At 48.0% G+C, this 469-nt stretch carries 1 protein-coding gene; it reads right to left on the bottom strand.

All coding sequences use genetic code 11. The annotated features are described in order from the left end of the window. A partial coding sequence (locus KNQ97_RS19280; RefSeq protein ID WP_253612638.1) for a 3-oxoacid CoA-transferase subunit A occupies positions 1 to 469 on the bottom strand: 469 nt, incomplete at both ends.

The following is a 469-nucleotide window of genomic DNA, read 5'->3' as shown; positions in this document are numbered from 1 at the left end:
CATGATCGGGCCAAAGTTACGTGCAGATTTACGGTAAACCAGATTGCCCCAGCGATCGCCCTTATAGGCTTTAATCAGGGCAAAGTCAGCCTTGATCGGATACTCAAGCACGTAATCTTTACCATCAATATGACGGGTTTCTTTGCCTTCAGCTAAAAGTGTGCCAAAGCCAGTTGGGGTAAACACAGCCCCAAGTCCCATACCAGCTGCCTGAATACGACACGCCAGATTACCTTGCGGTACGACTTCAAGCTCGATCTTTCCGGCACGATAAAGTTCATCAAACACATAAGAGTCAGACTGACGTGGGAAAGAGCAAATCACCTTTTTAATTGAACCGGCTTTGAGCAGCTTAGCGAGACCATAATCCCCATTACCGGCATTGTTGCTCACAATGGTCAGGTCCTTAACGCCAAGTTCAATCAGACCGTCAATGAGTTCAGCGGGTTGTCCTGCGGTACCAAAACCA

The organism is Acinetobacter sp. UC24323 (genome assembly GCF_024151445.1).
Lineage (GTDB): Bacteria > Pseudomonadota > Gammaproteobacteria > Pseudomonadales > Moraxellaceae > Acinetobacter > Acinetobacter baumannii.
Note: the sequence above shows the minus strand (reverse complement) of the source record. Positions and strands in the feature narration are given on the sequence as shown.